The 18,552-nt window shown below is 44.2% G+C and carries 8 protein-coding genes; 6 read left to right on the top strand and 2 right to left on the bottom strand.

Going from position 1 to position 18,552, the window contains the following annotated elements:
* Positions 1 to 232 precede the first annotated feature (232 nt).
* Positions 233 to 5,227: a translocation/assembly module TamB domain-containing protein gene (locus DFP82_RS03660; protein ID WP_110922385.1), complete on the bottom strand. Its 4,995-nt coding sequence runs from the start codon at positions 5,225 to 5,227 to the stop codon at positions 233 to 235.
* 75 nt (positions 5,228 to 5,302) lie between these two features.
* A complete protein-coding gene (locus DFP82_RS03655; RefSeq protein WP_110922384.1) occupies positions 5,303 to 8,650 on the bottom strand; it encodes an autotransporter assembly complex protein TamA in 3,348 nt (1,115 codons plus the stop codon).
* Positions 8,651 to 9,107: 457 nt separating this feature from the next.
* Here DFP82_RS03655 and DFP82_RS03650 point away from each other — a divergent pair, with 457 nt between their 5' ends.
* From DFP82_RS03650 to cydB, 6 genes are all read left to right on the top strand, one after another.
* The gene (locus DFP82_RS03650; protein ID WP_110922383.1) at positions 9,108 to 10,439 is read left to right on the top strand and encodes an MFS transporter; all 1,332 of its coding nucleotides are present in this window, start codon (positions 9,108 to 9,110) and stop codon (positions 10,437 to 10,439) included.
* 239 nt (positions 10,440 to 10,678) lie between these two features.
* Entirely contained in the window at positions 10,679 to 11,323 is a 645-nt protein-coding gene (gene coq7 / locus DFP82_RS03645) for a 2-polyprenyl-3-methyl-6-methoxy-1,4-benzoquinone monooxygenase (protein ID WP_110922382.1), read from the top strand.
* 224 nt (positions 11,324 to 11,547) lie between these two features.
* Positions 11,548 to 12,645, top strand: coding sequence for a tetratricopeptide repeat protein (locus DFP82_RS03640; RefSeq protein ID WP_110922381.1), 1,098 nt, complete (start codon positions 11,548 to 11,550; stop codon positions 12,643 to 12,645).
* A gap of 377 nt (positions 12,646 to 13,022) precedes the next feature.
* Positions 13,023 to 15,500, top strand: a complete 2,478-nt coding sequence (locus tag DFP82_RS03635) for an esterase/lipase family protein (protein ID WP_110922380.1) — start codon at positions 13,023 to 13,025, stop codon at positions 15,498 to 15,500.
* 427 nt (positions 15,501 to 15,927) lie between these two features.
* Positions 15,928 to 17,424, top strand: a complete 1,497-nt coding sequence (locus tag DFP82_RS03630) for a cytochrome ubiquinol oxidase subunit I (RefSeq protein WP_110922379.1) — start codon at positions 15,928 to 15,930, stop codon at positions 17,422 to 17,424.
* On the top strand, positions 17,424 to 18,440 hold the full coding sequence (gene cydB / locus DFP82_RS03625) for a cytochrome d ubiquinol oxidase subunit II (RefSeq protein ID WP_110922378.1): 1,017 nt from the start codon (positions 17,424 to 17,426) through the stop codon (positions 18,438 to 18,440). Before DFP82_RS03630 ends, cydB begins: the two co-directional genes overlap by 1 nt.
* The last annotated feature ends 112 nt before the right edge of the window (positions 18,441 to 18,552 follow it).

Genomic DNA, 18,552 nt, shown 5'->3' with positions numbered 1-18,552 from the left:
ACATCACTCGATGTCCACTTATAAAAAAACGCCTTCATTAAAAGGCGTTTTTTATTGGCTGAACATTACTATAGTCATCGTTAATGGATATAGGTTTTAGATATTGATAATAATTTATAGTCAAAGAAATCTAAAATTGCTACAAGGCAGTCGACTGCAGATTGTACAGGTAGTACATCTAAGGAGACTAACACCGTAGCAGTTTAGTAGTTCTCTGACTATAGCGTTGCGTTTAGAACTGCCAGCTATAGACCACATCTACTGCATTCTCTGCAGCTGCGCTTGCTTCAACATAGATACGACGCGTCAATTGGTAACGAACCGACAAGCTATTTTGAGCATTAAACACACCCACTCCGTAGCGGATATATAAATCAGGGGTCACATAACCGGTGACATTGACATTGGTGTCTTCACTGCTGCCGGAGGCATCCACGGTGAGAGATTGCAAACCAAAAGCCTGACCTATCTGATTGGTTAAGCTGCGTGTACCACTCAGTCCGAAACTCAATCCAGCCGCTGCTAAGTTATTGGTAACCTGCGATTTAAACCCTTGCTCACTGATTTGGGTCGCACCTGTATTAGTAAGGCGGCCTGTGACCAACGCATTCATCGCTTGCTGCTGTGTCAGACCAGCATTATTGAAGACAATAATGTTTGGTGATTCAGTATCACCTTTAACGCGTAGGCCTACTATTTTTCCTTCAATGCTTTTAACTGCTTCGACACTCAGCGTTGGGTTCATCACATCACCGTCAAAGCGTACTTGACCATAATTGAGCTCTAAACTTTGACCAAAAGCATTGATATCTGTACGACGCGATACCTGCACCACACCTTTTGCACGCATAACCCCAGTACCATTTTGGGTGATATTAATCGCCCCTGCTAAAGGAATCACGGCACCAAATCCACGGAAATTGATATCCTCACCCAAATCAATACCAATGTTTGCATTGATAGACCAAGGCTTCGAGATGGCCAAGACTTCATCGATATTACCAATCAAACGACGATCGAGCACGACTGCATCTTCGGTTTGCGTCACGATATCTTCACTGGCTTCTGGTGGACGGATAGTCGCTGACGGTACACTAATGGCACCTTTGATATCAACATAGCGATCACCTGGGCGCACAATAATATCAATATCCGGATCGATTTCAGCCACTAGCAACGGCGGCTGAGTAAGCACCAAGCCTTCGCCGATAACACTTAGCTTAGCCTGTAGCTTCTGTTTCCAATCAACCGTTCCTGTTAGAGAGCCTTTACCAGTACCACTGTTAAACGTGCCATCCATCGTTGCTTGAGTGCCACGAATTTTGGCAGCAGCATTCACATTGGTCAAGTTAATCGGTAAATCCAACATGGCGATACGGCCATTAGAAAGCTTCACATCACCATAGAACTGCGGCTTGTCCAGCGTGCCACCGACGCCACCTGCCATCGTGACATTTCCTCGCAGGACTCGCATCCCTGGGAAGAAAGGCTTAAATATCGCTAGATTAAGCTCATTGAGTACCAATGCACCCGAAATTGGCTTAGGCGCCTTATAAGGATCAACAACGACTTCAGCATAGCCACGAGCACCGCTTCCGGTATTGATGTCTGTGCGTAGCTTGAGGCCTTCTGGAACGGATACAGCAATGAGAGAAACCCGCTTATAAGGTAAAGTAACAGCAGCGCTATCACCCTCTTGAGCTAAGCCAATTTTGCCGTTATCCGAATACAATGTTGTATTAATAGTCGGCGGACGACCACGTTGCCAGCCGACAATAGCTTTACCATTAATCTTGCCATGCCAATCAATATCTTTGGGCAAAAAGACTGAGAATAATGAAGTATCTAAATTCTGTAAGGCCACATCGACCTCACCTTGATCTGGTGATGCGACTAATTTTTTGCGTAAACACAGCTTGCCAGTTTGATCAGCAGCTTGCCAACAATGCGCGGCTAGCTGTACTTTAAAGTCCGTATTTTTTCCGTTCTGTTCATTAGGTAAATTCACAATCAACTGCGCTGGTTGCAACTGGTTTAAGGTCGCGTATTTAGACTGAATGCGACCCTCACCGATGACTCCAGACCAGCTCACGTTATTGCGATTGAATCCACCTTTGACTCGCGCACCAATAGTTAGCTGTTCATTGGCTACGTCGAGATCGACCACATGTGCCTGCTCTGTCCCATTAAATGAAGCCTTAACACTTTTAAAACTCTGTCCAGCAGCATCTAAGCCTTCGGCAGTAATGATAAGCTGACTTGGGCTATTTGCCAGATTGACCAGTTTTCCGCGGACACGACCCTGACGTAAAACAAAGCCTGGTAGCGCAAGACGCTCACCTACCAAATCAATATAAATGGTTGGTAACGCTTGTCCTACTGGCTGCGATAAAGTGGCACCGCCAGTTACTTTACCAGCCAGCTGATCTGAGAGCTGATCTAAGCTGGTGATATTGATTTTGGTTTGTAGCTGCTTAGCATTACCGTTAGCAGTTACGTAATTATCACCCCAACGCAGTACGAGGTTTTCGGCATTTAAGCTATCAATTAAGGCATTTACTTTTTTGTATTGCGCTTGAGCATCTTGCGTTTGCAGACTTTCAAAGTAGCTTGCCAAGTCTTTTGGTAAGCGCATTTTCGCCGCCAAGCTGCCTTTAGCGCTCAACGTCTGCCCTTTTAACATACCGCTCAAATTAACTTGCTTGATATTGATAATTTGCTGCGAATCACTCCAGCGTCCATCAGTATCTATCGTACCTGTGATAAGACTTGGTGTGTCTTTTAGGAAATACCCTAGGTTAAAACGATCCATTACCGCATTGATATCCCACGCAACTCCTTGACGCACATCTACGGTACCTTTGGCATCGATGCTGCCGGCAGCACCCACATGACGGAAGCGTTTGATACGAATCAATTGATCATCGCCACTGGCATCAATAGTCAGCTTACCTGCTGGCAGTTGCTCAGCATCCAGTACACCATCGAAATTTACGGCAAAACGTTTCAGCTTACCTGCTGTATTTTTGCTATTGCTAGGCGGCGTTTGCCATTCGCCACTGGTGGTTAGATCGCCCGTCAAAATTGCTGGGTTGTTGGGTAGAAAATAACCCAAATTGAAATCGTCAAAGCGGCCATCTACCGTCCAACCAATATTTTTGCGTAAATCAATGACACCCTTCGCTGCCACTGCACCAGCCTCGCCATTGTAATTCAATTTACGGATACTAATCAGATTTGGCGTACCAGCGGCATCAACAGATAGGCGGCCTTTTGGTACATCTGCCGTATCAATTTGACCATCAAAACGCGCATCAAATACAGACAGCTCACCACCGACGATATCGACGCTGGCATCACCGCCACCTGTTATACCGATAGTACGACTGTCTTGTGTGGCATCAAGCTGCGTCTGCAAATCAGTGTTATTCAGCGTAATGATATGGCGCTGACCACTGACACCGCTTTTGGTGATATTTAACAGACGACCGCGTGCACTAATATTACCCGTTAGACGCTCAAGTGGTAAGTCACTGCGGTATTTTTTCGGCAGTAAGCCCTTGGTACTCGCATCCACTTGCCATGTGAGTGGCGTATTCTTACTCGCTAGTCGAATCTGTCCAGTTCCAGATAGGTCGCCTACGATTCCTTCATAGTTCAATCGATTGATATCAATGACGTCACCAGCTTTACGTAGACGCACATCATAGTTGCCTTTTGGAGCAGCATTGAGCTCATTGATAACCGCGTTGGCATCAACGGATAGCTGTGAGTCACGAATGATGACATCTGCCTGTCCACTCGGGCTATTAATATTGCCGACATCAGGCACATCACGGCGGACTAGGTTTTGCCATTTAGCATCAATATACCAAGGGGCCGCCTGTTTAGATTTCGCTGAAACTTTGCCACTGGCAATATTAGCATTAACATGCTCACCATCACGTTGACGTAAGTCTGCATCTATCTCTGTATTACCAGCGCTATTCTGCTGCTGATAATGTAGCGACAGTCTGCCATCAAGCGTTTGCGGTGCGTACGCTTTAAAGTCAGCGTACTCATCAGGAATCGCTTGGCGGATATTAAAGTTACTGCCTGTCGCTCGGATTTTTGCATCAAAGCTACTCTTCCAATCTAAAATACCTTGCAACACCAAACGTCCAGCAGGTACATCAGCATCTAAACGATCAATACGCAGCTGACTATCAGCAATAACCGCACGGCCTTGATAATGACCTGAAGGAATGTCTTTGGCCGTCAGTTCAGTATTGATGCGTAGACGTATCTCAGAGATGACACCCTCTGCTGTGGCCGTACCGCTTTTTAGGCGAATATCTTGATCTTCTGCATACGGGATTAAGATATCATCCCATTGCAGTTTCGCCCGAAACGGTGAATCGCTGTCCAATCCCTGCACGATAAAATCACCGGTAACATCACTATCATTATAGCGGCTGCTTACTTTACCAACCGTACGCTTAAGCGTACCTGTTGCGGTAATGTTTAGTGGATCAATATAGGCTTGTTCTAGCGCACTCACCTCTGCAATAGCACTTAAATCTAGCGGATAATCGCCTTGTAAATCAATTTCACCTTTTAAAGCACTGATATTGACGATATCAGCATACTGCAAATCACCACGAGCAATGGATACCGTGCTGCCGACCCAAGTCAAATCACGGGCAACGATATTACGGATGATGATAGGCTCTTTGGTCACTTGCTTATAAGTGATGCTTTTGATTTTAGCTTGATCAAAGCGTAGATTAACGGGTAACTGCAGGGTTTTATAATCGAAGGGCTCACCCGTTGGTGGCTCATTGTTGATAATCTCAATAGTCTGTATATCGGCCTCACGCAAATGCACTTCTTTGGCAAATACAGCGCGCCAGCCTATCTTTACATAGGCTTTATCAACCAATATCTCAAGGTCTTCAGTCGCCTTGATATCGATGTCGGTCACCCAAATACCGTCACGCAAGTTACCTTTCCCATATTCGAACTCTATGCCTGTCTCGGCACTGACTTTCTCTAATATAAACTTGGTACCTGACTCTGTGCCGGCTGCATAAAAGAACACCGCAAACATAATCGCTAGTACGATTAAAATCAGCACCAGTAGCTTGAGCAAAAATGATAACGGATACAAGCGCCTGACTGCACGAGCGTCACGCTGTGCCGGATCTTCATCTGGTGAGTTACTAGGCGGGTTGTTTTTTGTCAGCATGGCACTCAACTACGTTAAAGAATGATTACCGGCAATCGGTACGATAAATAATAAATAACAGAACGAATCAAACAATTATAAAGGCGAACCAATAAAGAAGTGCAGTCTAATGGGAATACTCTCCTCTGTCACGCCAGCCGCTACATCGACTCGCACCACGCCCACAGGTGACGACCAACGAATACCGACGCCGACACCGACCTTTGTCTCAGTATCAAAGTTTTCGTCATAAGCATTACCCACATCCGTGAAGAATGCTGCACGAAGACCCGGTTTGAACTCATAGTTATACTCTGCACTACCCACCGCAAGAATTTGACCACCTGTCAGATAGCCGTTCTCTAGTGGTGATAAGCTCTCATAGTCATAACCACGGATGCTCTGGTCACCACCTGCAAAGAAACGTAATTTATAAGGCACTTCGTAAAAATCATCTGCCCAGATATAGCCCGTATTCAGACTGCCTAATACTTGATGCTTATCGGCATCGCCGAAGCTATAAAGACCACTAACACCTGCACGAACGATTGCCATATTGGTATCACTAGCAACTGATTCACTGCCTGCTTCAATAGAGTAAGACTGACGTATGCCCTGAGTCGGATTAGTCACACTATCTATACTGGTTTTACTCATGCCATAGCCAAATAACAACGCTTGCTGACTAGGATTTGAAGACGTAAAACGTATAGGCAGATCATCCAACTCTGTTTCATCGACCCCTGTTTCTAACTCATCCAAACGGTAGCGCACAGAGTAGCTACGATTCCATCCGTTATCTTGACGGATGTTACGTGCCAATGCTGCTTTTAGTGTTCTGGTAGACAGGTCAAAGTTACCTTCACCTTGGTCGATCACCTCTTCCTCATAAGTCAGACGCGCATCTAGCTTATCATTAAGCGGGTGCTTCCAAGGTCGACTGGCATAGACCGCCACATTTTTAGCAATTCTTGAAACTTCTGTTTCTGCACCAGCCTGATAACCTTTACGATTTATCAGGTTATAATCTATCTTTGCCGTTGCTCGCACGCCAGTATCCGTACCGTAACCAAGACCGACTTGGGCATCGCGCGGTTTGTCAGAGGCAACAAATACATACAACGGCACTTTTTTACTTTCTGCCACTTCTTGCGGTGTTTTACGTCCTGCTAATGTCGGTGGTACAAAGCTTTCATCGGAAAGCAGGCTTTTTTCATCAGGCAGTATTTTTTGAGCGACATTACTGATTGAGTCACTGATTTTACCTAACAGGTTGTCTGCTTCTTGAGGTTTTTCATCTAATACCCGATCGTTCGGCAAACGGCTTAAACGATCTGCTTTTTGTTCAATGGCTTGCAGCTTATCTAGGGTTGCTTCATCAGCCTCGAACTCGATAGCAGCAATATCGTCTTCATTGACTGTGTTTTCACTAACCACGCTGCCGTTATTAGAATCGCTGGCGCCACTAACAAGTGCCTCGTTCGCCGTCATTAGAGAGTCATTACCATTATTAATAACATCAGTAATGCTACCGCTACTAACGTCTTCATCTGACTCTGACGTACCGTCGCTATTCACTGGGGTATTATCAAAAGCCAGTGTACTGGCTTCACTACTCTCATTTGGTGGTAGTATCGACTCAACGTTCACTGTATTAAAGTAACGAGTCGCTGATAAATCATTACTAAATTTGGTCACATCAGGCGCATAAAATGGATCGCCGGGTTTGAAATCAAGCAACTGCTGCAATAATGGCAGCTCAACAGGCAGCTTATCAGGGTCTTCCGTTAACGTATTGGTCTCTCGGTCATAGGTGAAAAACACAACGTCATCAAATTGGTAACGACTGCCCGTGTCATAGACCAAAGAGACATCTGCTGTGTTATCCGGCAAGATAATATCAACCGATTTGTTTAGCCAATATTGGTCAAAATAACCATAGGTATTACTCAGTGACTCTAGCGCAGCTTTGCTGTTTTTGTAGACACGGTGATTGAAGATATCTTCTTCTTGTGGTGGGAGTTCTTTTTCAAAGTTTGCAAATTCCTCTTGCTCACTACCCTCGCCACGAATCTCAATAATACGGCTATCGACACGTACTGGCTCACCCAACTCTTCAATAACCACATCCAAAGTATCGCTACTAGGCTGGCGCAGACTCAACGTAACTTCATAATAGCCCACGGCTTTTGCAGCATCCAGTGCCGTTTGACGCAAGCGCGGTAAAGCAGCAGTAAAGTCAGCAACAGACTGAACTGTGGTGTTATCCAGTGCGGCTTTAATATTTTTCATTGGCTGGATATCATTATCCGCCTTGGTTTCTTTTGGTTCGCTATCGTCCGTATCTTCAGACGTGGCTTCCTGTAAATAGATGGTCGTTTCAACATTAGGTATGGCAATGGCGCCATCATTAAAGAAACGATTATAAAGGCGCTTTACGATGTTGCCTTTGTTACGTTCCCGAGGCCCAGGTCTATTAGTTTGTTCAACATTTTCAACGGCTACCTGAGTATCTGTTTGATAATCTGGCAGATAATCACCTGGATCGATAATATTTGATGTCGCACCCTCTACATCCGTGACACCACTGTTGTTCGCGACTAGCTCATTACTATTATCAAGAGCATCGCTGTCGCTATTATCATCGCTATCACTGTCACCGTCCACACTTTCAGCACTAACAGAGCCGCTGACATTTATCGGATTCGACACCGATTCAGTCGCTGCTGTTGGCTCAGTGGCGTTTTCACTCTTACCCAATGTATCAAGATTGCTAGGTAATGGCAGATTATCCGCATCAAGATCCACATCTAAGCCAATAGGAGGTGCCGTATCATCCAGCGTCGCGATTGGTGCTGTAAAATCGCTATCAACGTCACTATTACTGATAGCGTTAGCATTATTGCGGTTATTGCCGCCACCTATCGTATTAATGTCTTGGGTATTTTGCGTATTCAACTCAGCCAGTTCACGATCAATCTGCGCAGGCGTCATCATTTGATAACCCTGCTGCTGTATCGCTGTGGCTTGTTGCAACAACTCATCATCCGAACTATCAAAAATATTGCGCTGAGCATCATCATTTGAATCTAAAAGTGTGGCTAACTGACTGGCCGCTACTTGATTGGTCATGGATTGAGCAGGAGTATTTGCATTGATAGCAGTATCAGCCAAAGCTGCAGGTGCGATACCAAAACCGACAAAGCTGGTCGCTAAAGCAGAAAAAAGCGCAGAGCGTGTAAAGTGAATGCGCGGCGCATCGCACGTAGCCATACGAGGGCCGTTTTGAGTCTGGCAAGGTTGAGCATGGCAAGGTTTAATATCGCAAGCTTGAGCATGGCAAGTTTGCATGCGTTGGGCACTGATATTATCTGGCACATTTATAGGAGTATCACACGGATTAACCGATACAGGACGCGCTAGAGTTGAAGGCTGGTGGTTCATGTTTATTTCCTATCACCTCACGCGGCACAATGTCATTAACGAGGGCAATCGCTAAGTCTTACCGGTGAATAAACTTATTAACAGTTGGCTGAGATTCTGATTGACTACCTTTGCTCTTGATAATGACAGTCTACGGCCTATAGTGCAAACTTTAGTCCTGAGTGCCGTCATCGTATCAATAGGTAGGTAGACTGTATTGATAGCGGGGCTTGCCATCACTTATATATGACAGTAAAACCCTGTAAAATTCACAAATCATAACGTAGATAATTATGAAATCATAGCGTCGGGCGCATGTATTTATACCAAAGCCTTGCTATTATACGTCCTAATATTGATAAAACCTATGCTATATTTCGATAAGTTTTTGATACTATTAATAATTACCTTTATCTTAAAAGCCGCACTCCGTATGTCCTTTTAATCTATCAGCCGCGATCTATCTGTAGGAACTTTCATGGCAAATCAGTTTCAGTTATTTAAGCACCGCCGGTTTAGTGCCATGTTTTTTACCCAGTTTTTGGGCGCGTTTAATGACAATGTTTTTAAGCAAGCGCTCATACTGGTTCTGACTTACACCGCTGCAAGTCAGTTGGGAATGGAAGTCAGTATTTTAAATAACTTAGCCGCGATGTTATTTATCTTGCCCTATTTTTTGTTTTCAGCGCTGGCAGGGCAAATTGCGGATAAATACGAAAAGTCCAAGCTAACGCAATTGATCAAACTGCTTGAGCTTGTAATCATGGCGATCGCTGCGGTTGGTTTCGTGTTTGAGTGGTATGCCCTATTATTTGTAGCATTGTTTTTAATGGGTACCCATTCAACTTTTTTTGGACCGATTAAATACGCCTACTTGCCGCAAGCGATGAAAGAAGACGAGTTGGTTGGTGCCAATGGTTTGTTTCAAATGGGCACATCATTAGCTATTTTGCTGGGTATGATTATCGCGGGCGTCCTCACACAACTGTCGCAGTCGCTATATTGGATTAGTGTGACCGTTCTCATCGTAGCCGTGTTGGGCTATTTGGCAGCACGTTACATTCCAACCATGCCAGCGATGCAGCCCAGTCTAAAAATCAACTGGAATATTTTCACCACCAGTTTGGCCACGGTTCGCTACTTATATTCATTACCTTTTCTATTTTGCGTCATTCTTGGCAACAGCTGGTTTTGGTTTTATGGTGCGACGTTCTTGACCCAAATGCCAGAGCTTAGCAAAGTCATTTTGCATGGTGATGAGTCAGTGGTAATTTTCCTATTGACGCTATTTTCAGTTGGCGTATCGATTGGTTCATTACTGTGTAAATCACTGACCAAAAACCAAGTCAGTTTGCGCTTATTACCTTTTGGTATTGCTGGATTAAGTATTTTTGCGATCGATTTATATTTCTCACTATCAGGTCTTAATATCAACGTGAGTAATGACACTTTCCTCAGTGTCGGTGATTTAGTGGGTATGAGTGGTAGCTGGCGAGTATTTGCAGACTTGTTCTTTTTGGGCTTTAGTGGCGGTCTATATATTGTGCCTCTTTATGCGTCTATGCAGGCGTATGCACCCAAAAGCCATCGCGCGCGTATCATTGGTGCTAATAATATCTTTAATGCGATATTTATGGTTACCTCAGCGATTTTCGCAATTGTTATCTTAAATACGTTGGCGTTGAGCATGCCTCAACTGTTTTTGGCAACAGGACTGCTCAATATTGCATTTGGCGCGTTTTTATACGTCAAGCTCAATAAACATATCAAAAGCGCTGTGATTCAAACGCATGATGAAGTCGTTCCATAAATATGCTAAAGCTGAATTGAGTATTACTATAGTAATCAGTATGTTTTTGAGCCGATAATATTCGTGCTGATAATTTAGATTGTTTGCTATAGTAATGCTTGTGAAGCTGAGACTATAATTGTCTCAGAAAAACAGACAACCTTATTTTTTGATAGTACTTCTTAACAATAGCACTTTAACAACAGAATCTTTTAATAACAGTACCTTTTGATAGTACATACAGCCATTAGGAGTGAATTATGGCCCTACGTCCCTTATCCAAAATTGACCAGTTCTTACTCGGCGTCGATAAGGCATTACGAGCTGTCGTACCGCACTCAAACCCTAGTACGCGTCCATTACCAGTCAGCAACGATGAAATTCCTGAGCTGACCATCACTGAAGCACGGCATGTCGCAGGGTTGATGCGTATCAATCATACTGGTGAAGTATGCGCGCAAGGGCTTTATCACGGTCAAGCATTTGCGGCGAAAGACCACGGCGTCAAGCAGGCCATGCAACACTCTGCCGAAGAGGAAGTTGACCATCTGGTTTGGTGTGAGACTCGTCTAAGTGAGCTTGGTAGCCACGCCAGTCTCTTTACGCCACTATGGTACGGCATGTCTTTTAGTCTTGGGGCAGTAGCTGGTGCTATCTCTAATGAGTTCAGCTTGGGGTTCGTCGCAGAGACAGAAGCGCAAGTCAGTGAGCACTTGCAAGATCATATCCAGCAACTGCCTGAGCATGATAAACGCTCAAAAGAGATACTGGCACAAATGGATATCGAAGAGTTACACCATCGTGAGCTCGCACTTGCCAGCGGCGGCGCTGCATTGTCACCGCCTGTACGCAAGACGATGCGCTGGATGGCCAACCGTATGAAAGCCACTGCTTATCATTTGTAGTAGTAAACGATGTAGTTGCCAGCTCTAGATTAATAGAGACTATAAGCTTGATTATCGCATCTACTATCGAGTTTTTAACGTTTATTATTAACAATCCTACTACTGATAGCGTAAAGCTTAATTTGCTACGGTATGAGAAATTTGTACGATTTTGCAGCAAAGACACAACCTATATGACCATTTAATTGCTAAATAACGACTAAATAAACAAGGTAACAATTTTTATGAAAACCACTAAAAAATCAATGCTCTCTAGCAGTGTGTCTACCAAGTCTTCGAAACTGGTCACGATGACCGCACTGGCAGCCGCATGCACAATGTTGCTATCAGCGCCTGTCAATGCAGCTGAAACCAATGCAGCAGCCACATCCGTCCCTAGTGCTGTAGACTCTAGTAAACGTGTGATTCGTCTTGCTCAACCCAAAGCAGACAGTACAGCTCAATCAAGTACTCAACCAGCGCCACAAACTAATGCACCTGTCGCTGCTACTCAACAAAGCGCGCCTACGCAAAGTCTTTTTCCAATGAGCTCTGGGCAGCCACAAACTGTCACACCTGCTCCAACCAAGCCGGTGTACACAGGTAGCACTCATGTCTATGAGCCAGGTCCAATGACGACATCTGGTATCGACCTGCGTAGTGGTCAACTTGCAAACATTCCAACGCCGAAAGTACAGTTGTCAGACGTGAGCTTTTTAAAGACCGTATTGATTCCACAACAAACAACCGCTAACTCTGACAAATTAGATGTGAGTCTGCTTGATGACTTTATCCAAGAAGCATCACCTAATGCCCGCCACTATCCACCAAACTTCCCTAACCGTACACAACGATATAATGTTCGCGAAAAAATCAAAGTATTGGCTGAGTGGATTGAACCTTATGCCCTGTCACCAAATGCCTCGTATGATGTGCTGCTTCGTGCAGCCAAGCTTAATGGCATGGGACGTAACCTAGATTTGGGTTCAGACTATACGATACGCGGCGGCAAATATGTGGATCGCGCTATCAAGCTGCAACCTGACAGCGGTGAAGCTAACTTTTTGTATGGCATGATGCTATCAGAAGGTGGCGGGTTCAAAGAAGGTCAAAAATACTTAGATAAGGCCGTCTCTCTAGGCTACACCGAAGCAGAGCAAAGCTTGGCACAGTCAGACGTCTTAAGTGACCGTCGTGATAGCGCATTAGAGCGTCTACGTCGCCTTGAGAGTGAAAACCCCAACAATGCTATGATTGGTCAACAGATAAAAATTGTTGAAGAAGGTAAGTTCTACATTTGGGACATACCAGCACCTGACATCAATGTTAAACCAGGGGCCTAAAGCTGCTTTATGTATTCATCAAAATGATTGATACATAATCTAAGCCCAAAGCAATCAGCGTCTTCATTTTATATCGATATTATTTCAATATAAAATGAAGACGCTTTTTTGTGTCTGCAAATAAACTGATTATGTTAGTTAGTTGGTTTCTTATCTTACTGACAAGAGTCATATATTCGATTAATAAGATGTAAATATAATTCATCAGTGGCAACGTTAGCATCAATAAAAGATATCTTTATTCCTTTGATATTACTCAATAACAAAGCCCTAGTGACAAAGCATGAAATAAAAAAGCTTAATCGCAAAAGTTACGCTACACTCTCTCTTGTACACCGCTTACTGACTCATACCTTGATGACTAACTGGACTGAACTATGACTTTCGTTAACCCTATAAAAAATATGGTAACGCACGCCAATAAAAAAAGCATACCGATCACTTCAGTCGCTTTGATAGCAGCGATGGCATTATTGCCTGCATGCAGTACGGTCTCGGTGAATAAACAAACTTCAGCAAAGACCATTACGGCACAGCGTGGCAACATTGTCACGGACAACAAGCTCAGTAGTGATACCGCATCAGCACTCTTATCAGCAGGGCTCAATGAGCAAGCTTGTATGCAGCAGTTTGATTTATGTTTGACCCAGCTCACCGATAGCATCTTAGATGAACACCACCGTTCCTCACTGGCTATTTTTTCTGAACTACATTATGCAAAGGCTCGACAGCTTGCAAAATCGCAAGACTGCCTCAATGCGCTTTCTCGCCCACCACTCGACCCTTATTATGCCAATGCACCGTTAAGTGATACCGAGGCCAATGCTCAACAGGAAAGTACCAGTCGTTGCCTAACTGGCTACCAAGAGCGATTGTTTAATGCGATAAAATACAGTTATACCTATCTATTTTATGACAGCTTAGCACATGACTTTGAAGGTAGCGCTCAGGGTAGTAGCCATTCTAGTACACCAAACCGCATTCCAAACGATACCGATATTCAGACCCAAGATATTTATAATGCAGCGAGCAACGATGTCATCACTCAGCTCTACAAGGCAGTAGATGGTTCAGATAAACTGATGGGCGACCCACAGATAGAACATTTACCAATAGCCTCCACTGAGCGTGATAACAGCGCGCAGGCGGCTATTGCCAATCGTGCACCTCTAGAAGGCAAGACTACCGACCAAGTCAAAGTCATGAAGATACAAGTCGATGGCTATGACCTCGGTGTCTATTTGCCCAATGAAAACAGCTATCTGCAAAATGCACATAAGCAAACCTCCGCTCTGGCAGACTTGGTCTCCACTTATGATTTACGTCTCTCTGGGCTCAACTCAATCAGTAAACGTCCAGGCTTGGGTATTAGCTTGGTTGCATCCTTGGATGACCGCTACACCACCACGATTCGCCAATTATTGGTATCCTCACTGTCAGGTCAATCGGATGATAAAAAAGACAATATTGACGATAGTAAACCAAGTTCGCGAATTTATCCCACAGGCCATTTACTTTTAACGGGGCTGATTGAACCCAGTGGCGATAGCGTGCTAGAAGTACTAGACAGTCGTAAACTCGATATCCATCTGTATAATCCGTATCAAAGCGAAAGTGTTAACATCCTCAATAATGACTATCCACTGGCAGCCAACTTCTCTGCCGGTTATGGCTTGTGGCTATCAGAGAACCAACTAGATGGCGTCGGCTATCTAAATTTAATCACTCGCCAACCAGAAGAAAGACTGCCCAAACTGTTTATGCTCGAGCCTTATGACCCCAATAAGCGCGTGCTGATTATGCTGCATGGCTTGGCCTCTAGCCCTGCAACGTGGGTGAACTTGACCAACGATATTCTCAATGATGATAAGTTACGTGACAACTATCAGGTTTGGCAAATATTTTACCCAACCAACTTACCCATTTTAGAAAACCGTTACCAAATACAACGTCTGATTGACAGCACTTATCAGCAGACGGATCCGACAGGACAAAATCTCGCGAGCAAAAATAGCGTGATTATCAGTCATAGTATGGGTGCTGTGATCGCTCGCATGATGCTGTCTGATGAAAACTTAGTCGATGACTTAGACAATCTCGATGATCAAAACATACTCTCTAATAGTGAAAAACGTAAAGTCCGCGACGCACTCAAAGCCTCTTTTGGTGAGGCACAATTACAAGAACGTTTTAAGCTACAGACATTACCACAAGTAGATACTGCTGTCTTTTTGTCTGCGCCGTTTCGTGGTACTGATTATGCAGACCGCTGGTTCACGCGTGCCCTACGCCGTGTTGTCTACTTACCTGTCGGTTTAGTGAAAACCGTCACTGAAAATTTAGCAACGATTGCAACGAAAGGCGATTTGGCAGACAACCCATTAGGCGCGCTATATCTACAAAACGGTGCTAGCCAGCTCAGCAATAAATCCTCCTTTATACAGCTCACCAAAGATCTCGCCATCAATGACCGCATTACTTATCACTCAATTATTGCCAATAACGATGCTGACATCACCAAAGGACTGGCAGAAATGCAGCCGGGCGGTGCGAGAATCGACTTGTCACAAGCGATAGAAGAAGACGCAAGAGGTGAGGCTATCAGTGCAAGTGAAAACGCTGATTCTGATAGCGCTAAACTGACAGATGAATCGCTTGTAGCGGCCGTTACCATCGATGAAAATATCAGTCAGGCATTAACTGAACGCCTATCTGATGGTATCGTACCTTATACCAGTGCCCATCTGGACGGTGCAGCTTCCGAAACCGTTATTAATGGTGGTCACAGCATTCAAGAAAACCCTCAAACTATTTTGACATTAAGGCGTATACTGCATCAGCAGCTCAATCAATAGTTTAGGGTCTGTTGAACATTGACGATATTGAACACTGCTAAGTACGATAAAACACCTTCTTTATACTTTATTACAATATATAATATTGTATAAGGAATATAGCATTAACTTATTCTTACTAATTTATATTTACTAGTAAGTATGCGTTACATGGCCTTACTTGTAGCGATAAAGCTGCAGGCGCATAATGAAGCATCAGTAACAGTAATTGAATGAACGACTATTTCTTAATTTGTATGGATATAAATTATTTATTCAGTTGAATCGCTTTAGTCATAGCATAAATAAAACGGTTTAACTCGCTAATATTCACAGCTAAAGAAAACCTGATTATTGACCGCGATACTCGTATAAAAGGTTGCGGGCAGTTACTTGAGCGTATCATGGAAGCTTGCGCTACTTGGCTAACAAATAAAGGTAAGCGCTTATGTTCGCTGCATTTATGATCGACCAAATGGACGCGTTGTTACTCGCGCGTATTCAATTCGCTTTTGTTATTTCATTTCATATTGTATTTCCTGCTTTTTCTATTGGACTAGCCAGTTGGTTGACGGTGCTTGAATTCCGTTGGCTTCGAACGGGCGATCCTATCTATGCCGAAGTTTATAAGCATTGGATTAAGATATTCGCTGTCGTCTTCGGTATGGGTGTCGTATCCGGTGTGGTAATGTCCTACCAGTTCGGCACCAACTGGGCGGTATTCTCTGACAAAGCCGGTAACGTCTTAGGCCCACTACTCGCCTATGAAGTACTGACTGCATTCTTCTTAGAGGCTTCTTTCTTAGGGATTATGCTGTTCGGTTGGGGACGTGTGAGCAAACGCATGCATTTTGCTGCAACCGCTATCGTCGCCATTGGTACGCTGATTTCAGGTTTTTGGATTTTAGCCGCCAACAGCTTTATGCAAACGCCGCAGGGCTTTATGGTGGGCGCAGATGGCTTGCTATACCCAACCAACTGGCTTGAGATTATCTTCAATCCATCTTTCCCTTACCGTTATGCTCATATGATGACAGCAGCATTTTTGACCACTGCATTCGTCATTGGTGGTATCGGTGCTTATTATTTACAATCCAAAAAACATACTGAGCACCGCAAACACGGTCGTGTCATGCTAGGTATGGCGATGATTATGGCCATATTTGTAGCGCCAGCTCAGGTGTTGATTGGTGATGAGCATGGTCTAAATACCTTGGAGCATCAACCAGCCAAAGTCGCTGCGATGGAAGGTATCTGGGAAGATGAGCGCGGTGCAGCCTTACGCTTATTTGCGATTCCCGACCAAGAAAACCAAACCAATAAATATGAAGTTAAGATTCCATATGTCTCTGGTTTGATTTTGACACATTCATTAGATGGTGAAATCAAAGGTCTCAAAAACTGGGCACCTGAAGACCAACCGCACGTTATGATTGTGTTTTGGGCGTTCCGTATCATGGTCGCTATTGGTATGTTGATGGTGCTGGTCGGTTTATTCAGCATATACAAATACTTCAAAAAACAGCAATTCAATCCCGAAAGTGTTTGGTTCCACCGTGCGTGGATGATGATGACACCGCTTGGTTTTATTGCATTATTGTCTGGTTGGTTTGTGACTGAAACGGGTCGCCAACCATGGACCGTGTATGGCGTGATTCGTACAGCTGAGAGTATGTCACCAGTCGCTGCACAGCAAGTCGCGACCACATTGATTGGTTTCATTGTGCTGTATATCTTTGTCTTTGGCGCAGGCAGTTTCTATATCCTACGCTTAATTGCTCAAGGGCCAAAACCCTATTCAGACCCTTCTGAAGATAACTTCTATGAGCATTCTGTCACAGAAGGTCAAGGTCGCACGTTGACTGGCGATACCAGTGCTGGCGACAGAATGAGAACAGACCTTGATGAACCTGCAGATGACATCGATGAAGGAGGGTTACGCTAATGTTTAACTACGGTGATGTATTAGACTTACCTTTGATTTGGGGCGGACTTATCGCTCTCGCAGTCTTCGTCTATGTTTTACTGGACGGTTTCGATTTAGGCTGCGGTATTTTATTTCCATTTGCAGGCTCCGATAAAAATCGTAGCCGCATCATGAACTCTATCGCACCGTTTTGGGATGGTAATGAGACATGGTTGGTATTGGGCGGTGGTGGCTTGTTTGCCGCTTTCCCAGTCGCCTACGGCATCATTATGACGGGTCTTTATTTACCTGTGACAGCGATGTTATTTGGTCTTATCTTGCGCGGCATAGCATTTGAGTTTCGATTTAAATCATCGACACGTCGCCATGTCTGGGATACTTGCTTTTTTGTCGGTTCAGTACTTGCTACTTTTTCTCAAGGGATTATGCTTGGGGCATTGGTACAAGGGCTCGAAGCAAGTAATCGCTTGTATACCGGTGGGCCGTTTGACTGGCTAACACCTTTCTCTATCGTCTGCGGTTTTGCGATGATTATCGGTTATGCCCTACTTGGCTCTACCTGGCTTATTATCAAGACAGAACACAAACTACAAGTTTGGGCACGCAGAGTTTCTGGCTGGATGCTATCTGCTTTAGTCGTCGCCATGATTGTCGTGACAGTATTTATGTATTTTTCAGATATCAATGCACTCGACGGATGGTTTCATTTCCCAGATTTATTATATCTGGCTCCCATGCCTATTATCGTCATGGTGTTATTCTTTATTATGCGTAAAGACTTGAACACTGAACGTGAATATCGTCCATTCTTATTGACTGTCGCGCTATTTTTGATGGGTTATATCGGTGTTTGTTCTGCCATGTTCCCTTATATCGTACCGTATCAAATGACGATTTATGAAGCAGCCGCAGCAGATACGTCACTGTCCTTTATGCTCGTTGGTGCTGGTATTATGCTACCCATTATTCTGAGTTACACCGCTTTTGCGTATTATACCTTTAAGGGTAAGACGGATCATGAGCATATGTACTGATAAATAAGAACGTTAAGCATGGACATATGAATTGATAAAACAGTCACTGGCTATTGCTGTTATTAGCAGTAGCTATACTGATGTTCAAAAGCGTATTGACACGTAAATGGGA

It is taken from the genome of Psychrobacter fozii (assembly GCF_003217155.1).
Classification (GTDB): Bacteria; Pseudomonadota; Gammaproteobacteria; order Pseudomonadales; family Moraxellaceae; genus Psychrobacter; species Psychrobacter fozii.
The sequence above is the reverse complement of the archived record's forward strand: the minus strand, read 5'-3'. Positions and strand labels throughout refer to the sequence as shown.